Annotated in this window: 5 protein-coding genes; 3 read left to right on the forward strand and 2 right to left on the reverse strand. The window is 72.9% G+C overall.

Annotated features, from left to right (window positions below):
- Positions 1–114: 114 nt before the first annotated feature.
- Positions 115–2,652 carry a penicillin-binding protein 1A gene (locus E2C06_RS27495; RefSeq protein WP_133291788.1) on the reverse strand — a complete coding sequence of 846 codons (2,538 nt, stop codon included), beginning with the start codon at positions 2,650–2,652 and terminating at the stop codon, positions 115–117.
- A gap of 129 nt (positions 2,653–2,781) precedes the next feature.
- Here E2C06_RS27495 and E2C06_RS27500 point away from each other — a divergent pair, with 129 nt between their 5' ends.
- Both E2C06_RS27500 and E2C06_RS27505 read left to right on the forward strand, forming a co-directional pair.
- Positions 2,782–3,765: an NAD-dependent epimerase/dehydratase family protein gene (locus E2C06_RS27500; protein ID WP_133291789.1), complete on the forward strand. Its 984-nt coding sequence runs from the start codon at positions 2,782–2,784 to the stop codon at positions 3,763–3,765.
- On the forward strand, positions 3,762–4,676 hold the full coding sequence (locus tag E2C06_RS27505) for a glycosyltransferase family protein (protein WP_133291790.1): 915 nt from the start codon (positions 3,762–3,764) through the stop codon (positions 4,674–4,676). The genes E2C06_RS27500 and E2C06_RS27505 overlap by 4 nt, the downstream gene beginning before the upstream one ends.
- Positions 4,677–4,892: 216 nt before the next feature.
- Here the strand turns inward: E2C06_RS27505 and E2C06_RS27510 are convergent, their stop codons facing one another.
- On the reverse strand, positions 4,893–6,032 hold the full coding sequence (locus E2C06_RS27510) for an N-acetylmuramoyl-L-alanine amidase (RefSeq protein ID WP_165982700.1): 1,140 nt from the start codon (positions 6,030–6,032) through the stop codon (positions 4,893–4,895).
- Positions 6,033–6,755: 723 nt separating this feature from the next.
- Here E2C06_RS27510 and E2C06_RS27515 point away from each other — a divergent pair.
- Positions 6,756–9,271: Rne/Rng family ribonuclease (locus tag E2C06_RS27515; RefSeq protein WP_133291792.1), on the forward strand; the 2,516-nt coding region annotated here is incomplete at its 3' end.

Below are 9,271 nucleotides of genomic sequence, written 5' to 3' on the forward strand. Positions count from 1 at the left end.
CCCTCCCCGGCCCCCACCCTTCCCTTTTCTGAGTCGGGTGCCGCGGCGCGGCGGGTGCCGGACTCACAGAAATAGAGGCAAGGCCAGGGAGGATGCCTCCTCCCCGGCCTTGCCTCAGTACAGGCCGCCCAGGCTCTGCTCGGCGCCGGCTGCCGTCGCGCCGGCCGCGGATTCGCCGCCGACCGGCCGCGCGCTGTTCTCGGTGCCCGGCTTGAAGGCCTCGAGGATCGTCGCGCCGCCATCCTGCATCCGCACCAGCGCGACACCTGGCGGCGCCCGGAAGGGCACCGGCGGGCTATCCCTCAGCGCGGCCTGCAGCACCTCGCGGAAGATCGGCGCCGCGTTCTGCCCGCCGGTCTCGTCCTTGCCGAGCGTCCGCGGCTCGTCGAAGCCGAGCCAGACCGCGATGACGATGTCGGGCGTGAAGCCGACGAACCAGTTGTCGAAGTAGTCGTTCGTCGTGCCGGTCTTGCCGGCGATCGGCCGGTTCAGCCCCTTCCCCGCGGCGGTGCCGGTGCCCCGCTGGACCACCCCGGTGAGGATATTGGTCATCTGGTAGGCGGCGATCGGGTCGGCGATCTGCGGCCTGGCATCGGCCAGCTCCGGCGGCTCCTCGCCCGGCGAGGCGGCGTCGCAGCCCTGGCAGGCCCGCGGGTCGCTGCGCCAGATCACCTTGCCGCGGCGGTCCTGCACGCTGTCGATGAAGCTCGGCGTCACGCGCCTGCCGCCGCTGGCGAAGCCGGCATAGCCGGCCGCCATCCGCAGCACCGTGGTCTCGCCCGAGCCCAGCGCCATGGCGAGGTAGCGCGGCATGTTGTCGATGACGCCGAAGCGCGCCGCGGTCTCCGAGACCTTGGCCATGCCGACTTCCTGCGCCACCCGGATGGTGACCAGGTTCAGCGACTTCTGCAGCGCGGTGCGGATGCTGACATAGCCGTTGAAGCTGCCCTCGTTGTAGTTCGAGGGGCGCCAGGGGCCCTGCGGCGTCATGACTTCGATCGGCCCGTCGAGGAAGCGCTGGTTCGGCGGCACCCCGGCTTCCAGCGCCGGCAGGTAGACGAAGGGCTTGAAGGACGAGCCGGGCTGGCGCTGCGCCTGGGTCGCGCGGTTGAACTGGCTCTTGTCGAAGGACCAGCCGCCGGCCATGGCGAGGACCCGGCCGTTGCTGGGGTCGAGCGCCACGATCGCGCCTTCGATCTGCGGGATCTGGCGCAGCGCCAGGCGGTCCGGCCGGCCGGCGGCGCCGGGCAGCACCTCGACCGTCACGACATCGCCGACCGCGAGGACGTCCTGCATCCGCCGCATCGGCGCGAAGCGGTTCTCCGGCAGGGTTTTCCGGCTCCAGGCGACGCCGTCCATGCCGAGGCTGGCGGTGCGCGGTTGGCTCGGCGCGCGCGCATCGGTGCGCTCCACCCAGCCGAGCTTCGCCTCGCGGTCGCGCACCTCGAGCGCCACGGCCAGGCGCCATTCCGGCAGCGTGCCGCCGGGGCGCTGCACCGCTTCCAGCTGCGGCATCCAGTCAGCGGCCCCGGTCGAGACCCGCGCCACCGGGCCGCGCCAGCCGCCGCGGCGGCGGTCGTAGGACATCAGCCCGGCGCGCAGCGCCTGTTCGGTCGCGGCCTGCAACGGCGGCTCGATGCTGGTGCGCACCACGAGTCCGCCCGCGGTGGTCTGCTCCGCGCCGAAGCGGTTGATCAGCTCGCGCCGGACTTCCTCGGTGAAGTGCTGGCCGACCTGGACGACCTCCGGCCGGCGCAGCAGGCGGGGGACGATCGGCTCGCGCTTCGCCGTCGCGGCCTCCTGCGCCGTGATGGCGCCGTCCTCGGCCATGCGGTCCAGCACCCAGTCGCGACGGGCGCGCGCGGCCTCGGGGTAGCGCAGCGGGTTGTAGTTGTTCGGGGCCTTGGGCAGCGCGCCGAGGAAGCCGATCTCGGCCACCGTCAGCTCGTCGAGCCCCTTGTTGAAATAGGCCTGCGCCGCGGCGGCGACGCCATAGGCCTGGTAGCCGAGGAAGATCTCGTTCAGGTAGAGCTCGAGGATGCGCTCCTTCGGCAGCGCCTCCTCGATCCGGATCGCCAGGATCGCCTCCCGCACCTTCCGCATCATGGTGCGGTCGGCGCCGACCAGCATGTTCTTGGCGACCTGCTGGGTGATGGTCGAGGCGCCGCCCATGCGCCGGCCGCTGCCGTACTGCTCGATGTTCGTGACGACGGCGCGCAGGATGCCGAGCGGGTCGACGCCGTGGTGTTCCCAGAAGCGCTGGTCCTCGGCGCTGACGAAGGCGGCCTGGACCCGCTTCGGGATCGCCTCGATCGGCATGAAGACCCGGCGCTCGGCGGCGAGTTCGGCCAGCAGGCGGCTGTCGGCGGCATAGATGCGCGACATCTGCGAGGGCTGGTAGTCGGCCAGCCAGCGATAGTCCGGCAGGTCGGCGGCGATGTGGCGATAGAACCCGAAGGCGGCGACGGCGCCGCCGATGATGCCGACCGCGGCCAGGGTGAAGAGCAGCCGGAAGACGCCGCCGAACAGCGAGGGCCGCCGGCGGCGCGGCTTCTCCGGCTTCGCGCGGCGGGCGGGCGGCGGGGGCGGCGGGGCGGCCTCGGGCGACGGCGGGTCGAAGCCGGGATCGAGTCGGGGGTCGGAGGGGGGCATTGTCAGGGTCTCATACACTGCCGGCGTTGCAGCGGCGACCACAGGCGGGTGAGCCGCTTAAGCCGGCCTTCATCCCTGCGTGGCCAGGATGCCGCCGGGGCAAAGGCCCCGCAGGAGAAGGCCATCCGCATGGGCAAGATGCTCGTGACCGGTGCCGCGGGCTTCGTCGGCCGGCACCTCACCCGCGCGCTGCTGGAGCAGGGGCATGAGGTACATGCCGTCGACAGCATCCGCCCGCTGACCGGGGCGGTGGACCCGGCCTCGGGCTGGCCGCTTTTCGAGCCGCGCGACTACCACGGCTTCCATTTCCACCGGGAGGACTGCCGGGATTGGTTCCGCCGCAATCCCGGCCCCGGCTTCGACGCTGCCTTCCACCTGGCCGCCATGGTCGGCGGCCGGCTGATGATCGAGAACAACCCGCTGGCGGTGGCCGACGACCTCGGCATCGACGCCGCCTTCTTCCAATGGGCGGCGGAGGCAAGGCCGGGGCGCTCCGCCGTGTTCAGCTCCTCCGCCGCCTATCCGGTGCGGCTGCAGCGGCGGGAGGAATACGTCCTGCTGGCCGAGGAGATGATCCGCCTCGACGGCGATATCGGCCTGCCCGACATGTCCTATGGCTGGGCCAAGCTGACCGCCGAATACCTGGCCCGGCTGGCGCATCAGCGGCACGGGCTGCGGATGATCTGCTTCCGCCCCTTCTCCGGCTACGGAGAGGACCAGGACGCCGCCTACCCCTTCCCTGCCATCTGCCGCCGGGTGCTGGACCGGCGCGGCGCGCCGGTGCTGCAGGTCTGGGGCAGCGGCCAGCAGATGCGCGACTTCATCCATGTGGACGACTGCATCCGCGGCGTGCTGGGGATGCTGGACCGCATCGAGGACGGCTCGGCGGTCAACCTCTCGACCGGTATCCTCACCAGCTTCACCACCCTGGCCGGCATGGCCGCCGAGCTGGCCGGCTGGCGGCCCGAGATCCGCGGCCTGTCCGACCGGCCGGAAGGCGTCTTCGCCCGGGCCGGCTGCACTCGGCTGCAGGAACAGCTCGGCTTCCGGCCGAGGATCAACCTGCGAACGGGGATCGACCGCGCCCTGCAGCATCTGGCGGTGCCGGCGTGACCATCCGCAACATCGCCGTCTTCCACTGCACCGCCCGGGTCGGCTCGGCCTGGTGCTGCGCCGAGGGCATCTCGGTCACGCTCGCCGCCATGGGCTACCGGGTCATGGATTGCGGCCACCCGCAGCGCGGTGCCCCGCCGGTCGAGGCGCTGCGCGAGGCCGACCTGATCATCCTCGGCGCGGTCGAGTGGTATGGCGACCTGCTGCTGCGGCACTACGGCACGGACTGGGCGGCGCTGCCGATGCCGAAGGCGGCCTGGTACGCCGAATCGGCCGAGCGGGACGACCGCGACTTCCCCTTCGGCCGCTACCAGGGCCTGGCCGACCGGCACTACTTCCCGGCGGTGCAGGACGCCGCCCGCTTCGGCGGCACCTGGCTGCCCTTCGGTGCCGATACCGTGCTCTTCGCCCCGCGCCCCGTGCCGAAGCGGCACGCGGCGGCCTTCCTCGGCTCGCTTTATCCGAAACGGGTGGAATTCCTGGCGCGCCTGGGCATCCCGCTCGACCGCATGGCGCCGGTCTCCGACCCCGACCCCGTCCGCTCCTTCGCCCTGCTGGCGGAGGCCTATGGCTCGACCGAGGTCTTCGTGAACCTGCCGGCCTGGTCGCGCCTGCTGGTCACCAAGGTAACGGAGGTGATGGCCTGCGGGACCATGCTGGTGACGCCGGCCATGGACCACCCTTCGGCGCTCGGCAACATGGCGCAGTTCGAGGATGGCCGGCACCTGGTCTACTACCCGCCCGACCAGCCGGCACGGCTGGCCGAGATCCTGGCGCATTACCGCCATGCCGAGGCCGAGCGGCTGGCGATCGCCGCCGCCGGCCGGGCGGAGGTGGTGCGCGCCCATAGCCTGCGGGCGCGGCTGGAACGGCTGGTCCGGGATGCCGAGGCGCTGCGGGCCGCCGCCTGAAGCGCCAGCACCCTCGGGCGATCCGTCTTAAAGGTGCAAGCCGCCCTTCAGCTCCTTGAAGCCCTCACGCCGGGCGGCGTGGTCGGTGACGAGGTTGGTGAAGGCGATGGCCGAGAGGCCGATCAGGAAAGGCAGCATGCGGGAGGACTCCATATCGATGTTCCTCCCTATTCCCAGCCGTTATGTTGCACCGCACAATAGTCGTTTCAAGGGGCGTCAGCCGCCCTGCGCCAGCGCCGGGCCCCGCGCGCCGAGGAAGCCGTGCACCGTCTCGGCCAGCGCCGTCGCCAGCCGGGCCCGGTGCGCGGCCTTGTTCAGCGCCGCCTCGTCCTGCGGGTGCGACAGGAACCCCATTTCGACCAGGGCCGAGGGCACGTCCGGCGCCTTCAGCACCACGAAGCCGGCGCGGCGGTGGGTGTTCGGCAGCAGCGCCACCTCGGCCTCGAGTGCCGCCACCGCCAGCCGGGCCAGCTTCTCCGACCCCGCCCGGGTCTCCTGCCGCATCAGGCTGAGCAGGATGCGCTGCACCTCCGGCGGCACGCTCGGCAGCCGCAGGCCGCCGGCCCGGTCGGCCTCGTTCTCCCGCCGGGCGAGGGCGGCGGAGAAGCTGTCGGTCGCCGTTTCCGACAGGGTATAGACGCTGGCGCCGCGCGCGCCCGGCGCGCTGTCCGCGTGCAGCGACAGGAACAGCGCCGCCTCCCGCCGCCGCGCCAGCTCGATCCGGTCGCCGAGCGGGATGAAGACGTCGCGCGAGCGGGTCAGCGCCACCCGGCAGCGGCCGCCGGCTTCCAGCTGACGCTTGAGCTCCAGCGCCGCGGCCAGGGTGATCCGCTTCTCCTGCGTGCCGCGGGCGCCGATCGCGCCGGGATCCTTGCCGCCATGGCCGGGGTCGAGCACGACCAGCGGCAGCGGCCCGCGCGGCGGGGCGGCGGCGGCCAGGTTGCGGCCATCCGCCAGCCGGGCGAAGCCGGCCGCCGGGCCCGGCGCCAGGCCGAGGACCAGTCGCCCGCCGGTGACGCCGGCGCTCGGCGGGCCCACCGGCGCGGCGAGCACAATCACAAGCTGTTGAGACGACCCGCTGCCCTGCCGTTCAAGGGATTTGACCACCCCCTCTCCCGGCTGCCGCGCCGGGCCACGCCAGGGCAGGTTCGGCAGGTCGACCAGCAACCGCGGCGGACCGTCGAGCGCGGTCAGCCGCCAGGCGGTCGGGCGGTCCAGGGCGAGGGTGATGAGCGTCCGGCCTCGCTCAACCCTGAGGGAAAGCCAGGATGACGGCCGCCGGGCGGCCTGGGCCGGCCCCGCCGCCAGCGCCGCCGCCAGGGCAAGCAGCGGCCGCCGCCCCCGGTCCGGGGTCACCCCCATCGTCCTGGCCCCTTCCCCTGGTTCATCCCTTGGTCCGTCCCCTGGCCTGGCCAGAAACCACCGCATCGCCGCATCCTCCCCCGACGATGCGCCCGAGGCTGTAGCAGCCCGGCGCGAGTCGATGCCACGTCGATGCATGCCGGCCTTGTGGAACGCCGTGCCGGTCGCCTATGGTGGTTCGCCCCGGCGGCGCCCGCTGCCGGCGGAGATTTGGGCGCAGCCGCGCCGGCAGACCATATCCCCATCCTCTTGGGGCCCCATTCCTGGGGGGTTGCCGATGCGGCGCGCGGCACAGGCCTGGCATGGGATCGCGGTCATTCGCCGCATCCGCGTTTCGCCGGGTCGCCTAGCCGGGTACCGCCCCAATGGGCAGGTCCGGCTCGCCCGTCTCCGTCCCCGCGGGACCTGTCGCGCCAAGATCCTTGGCAGTCCCTGACATGATCGGGATTGCCCCAGGTGCCAGCGTGACCGACGCCGCTTCACCCGCTTCCTGCGGGCGTCGCGCTTGGCGCGTGGGCACGAACCTGGGGCGCCGTCCCGGGCGACCGCCGCGCGCCGATCCTGGCGCGCCGGAAGCCCGTGGCTGCCCCGCCGGAAGAGGACGGGACGCCGCCGCATGCCTTATGCCCGCGCCGCGCAGTCGTCCTCGACCGGGTCACGCCACCCTGATCCGCCTCGCCGCACCCAGGTGCCGCGTGGCGCGGAGCAAACGCTTCGATGACCAAGCGCATGCTGATCGACGCATCCCACGCGGAAGAAACCCGCGTGGTGGTGCTGGACGGCAACCGGCTCGAGGAATTCGACCTCGAGGCCGCCACCAAGCGCCCGCTGAAGGGCAACATCTACCTGGCCAAGGTGGTCCGGGTGGAGCCCAGCCTGCAGGCAGCCTTCGTCGAGTATGGCGGCAACCGGCACGGCTTCCTCGCCTTCAGCGAGATCCATCCGGACTACTACCAGATCCCCGTCGCCGACCGGCAGCGCCTGCTCGAGATGCAGGCCGCCGAGGCGCGCGAGGAGGAGGAGGACGAGGAGGAGGACGCCCCGCCGGAATCGGCAATGGACCGCGCCGCCGCCGCGGGCGAGGCGCGCCAGGCGGAGGAGACCGCCGCCGAGGAGCCCCGGTCGGAGGAGGAGCCCCGGTCGGAGGAACCGGAGGCCGAAGCCGCCGCCGAGGCCGCGCCGCTCGCCCTCGAGGTCGAGCTGCAGGCCGCCGTCGCGGATGCGGCTGAGCCGGGCGCCCCGCTCGCGGGCGAGTCCGGGGCCGAACCCGCCCCGGCGGCCGAGGCCGAGCCGCAGGCGTCGATGGCGCGCGGCACCGGCGACCAGCCGCCGCTGGAAGCGCCCGAGGCCGAGGCCCCGCTGGCCAATGGCCACGCCCCCGCGAACGGGCATGGCAACGGCCATGACGAGGCCGAGGAGGAGGAGGCCCCGCCGCCCGAGACCATCGGCGGCGAAGGCACCGAGGACGTGACGCGCGAGCGCCGCACCACGCCGCGCTTCATGCGCCACTACAAGATCCAGGAAGTCATCCGCCGCCGGCAGATCATGCTGGTGCAGGTGGTCAAGGAGGAGCGCGGCACCAAGGGCGCGGCGCTGACCACCTTCATCTCGATGGCCGGCCGCTTTTCCGTGCTGATGCCGAACTCGCCGCGCGGCGGCGGCGTCTCCCGCAAGATCACCTCCTCGACCGACCGCAAGCGGCTGCGCGAGGTGATCGACGAGCTGCTGCTGCCGCAGGGCATGTCGCTGATCGTCCGCACCGCCGGCGCGCAGCGGCCGAAGCCCGAGATCCGCCGCGACTGCGAATACCTGCTGCGGCTCTGGGACAACATCCGCGAGCGCACGCTGCAGTCGACGGCGCCGGCGCTGATCTACGAGGAAGCCGACCTCATCAAGCGCAGCATCCGCGACGTCTTCTCCCGCGACGTCGAGGAAGTGCTGGTGGACGGCGAGGACGCCTTCCGCGAGGCGCGCGAGTTCATGCGAATGCTGATGCCGCAGCAGACCCGCAAGATCCAGCTGTTCCGCGACGGCGGCCTGTTTGCCCGGCATGCGGTCGAGCAGCAGCTCGACGCGATGCATTCGCCGAACGTGCAGCTCCGCTCCGGTGGCTACATCGTCATCAACCAGACCGAGGCGCTGGTCGCGATCGACGTCAACTCGGGCCGCTCGACGCGCGAGCGGCACATCGAGGACACCGCCTTCCGCACCAACATGGAGGCGGCGGACGAGATCGCCCGGCAGCTGCGGCTGCGCGACCTTGCCGGCCTCATCGTCATCGACTTCATCGACATGGAGTCGTCGAAGCATGACGGGATGGTCGAGCGTCGGCTGAAGGAGGCGCTGCGCTTCGACCGCGCCCGCATCCAGGTCGGCCGGATCAGCCATTTCGGCCTGCTGGAGATGTCGCGCCAGCGGCTGCGCCCCAGCCTGACCGAGACCACCTTCGTCACCTGCCCGCATTGCCAGGGCCGCGGCCAGGTCCGCAGCATCGAGAGCGGCGCGCTGCAGGTGCTGCGGGCGATCGAGGAGGAGGGCGCCAAGCGCCGCGCCGCCGAGATCGCGGTGCATGTCCACAGCACGGTCGCGCTCTACCTGCTGAACCGCAAGCGCGACAAGCTGGCGCAGATCGAGGCCCGCTTCGGCATGGCCGTGGTCTTCGAGCCGGACGACACCCTGCTGCCGCCGACCCTCCGGGTCGAGAAGCTGCGCGCCGCCGATCCGGGCCGGCCGATCGAGACCGGCCCGGCCGCCCTGCGCATGGACTATGCGCCGGAACCCGAGCCCGAGGAGGCCGAAGAGCCCGAGGCGGTGGACGCCGCCGAGGCCGATGCCGAGGCCCTGGCCAACCCGGAGGGCGAGACTGAGGCGGAACGCGAGAACCGCCGCCGCCGCCGCCGGCGCCGCCGGCGTGGCGGCAACGGCACCCGACCGGATGGCAGCCCCGCCCAGGACGCCGCCGGCGAGGGCGAGGATGCCGAGGGCGATGAGGACGACGGTCAGGCTGCCGACGACCAGGCCGCCGAGGACGAGGCCGCGGACGACCGGGCGGCCGACGACCGGACCGGCACCGAGCCGCTGGCGGCCGATGCCGAGGCAGGGCCGGCCCTCGCCGCCGCGGGCGAGGCCGAGGGCCTGTCGGATGCCGAAGCCGAGGCCGCGCGCGAGGCGCAGCGCCGCCGCCGGCGTGGCCGTCGCGGTCGCGGCGCGCCGAATGGCCGCGAGGGCGAGGA

This window comes from Dankookia rubra (assembly GCF_004355005.1).
Classification (GTDB): domain Bacteria; phylum Pseudomonadota; class Alphaproteobacteria; order Acetobacterales; family Acetobacteraceae; genus Paracraurococcus; species Paracraurococcus ruber_A.

Excerpts from the sequence above, each read along its gene's own strand:
- E2C06_RS27495 (WP_133291788.1), bottom strand. The coding sequence starts at position 2,652 with ATGCCCCCCTCCGACCCCCGACTCGATCCCGGCTTCGACCCGCCGTCG.
- E2C06_RS27500 (WP_133291789.1), top strand. The coding sequence starts at position 2,782 with ATGGGCAAGATGCTCGTGACCGGTGCCGCGGGCTTCGTCGGCCGGCAC.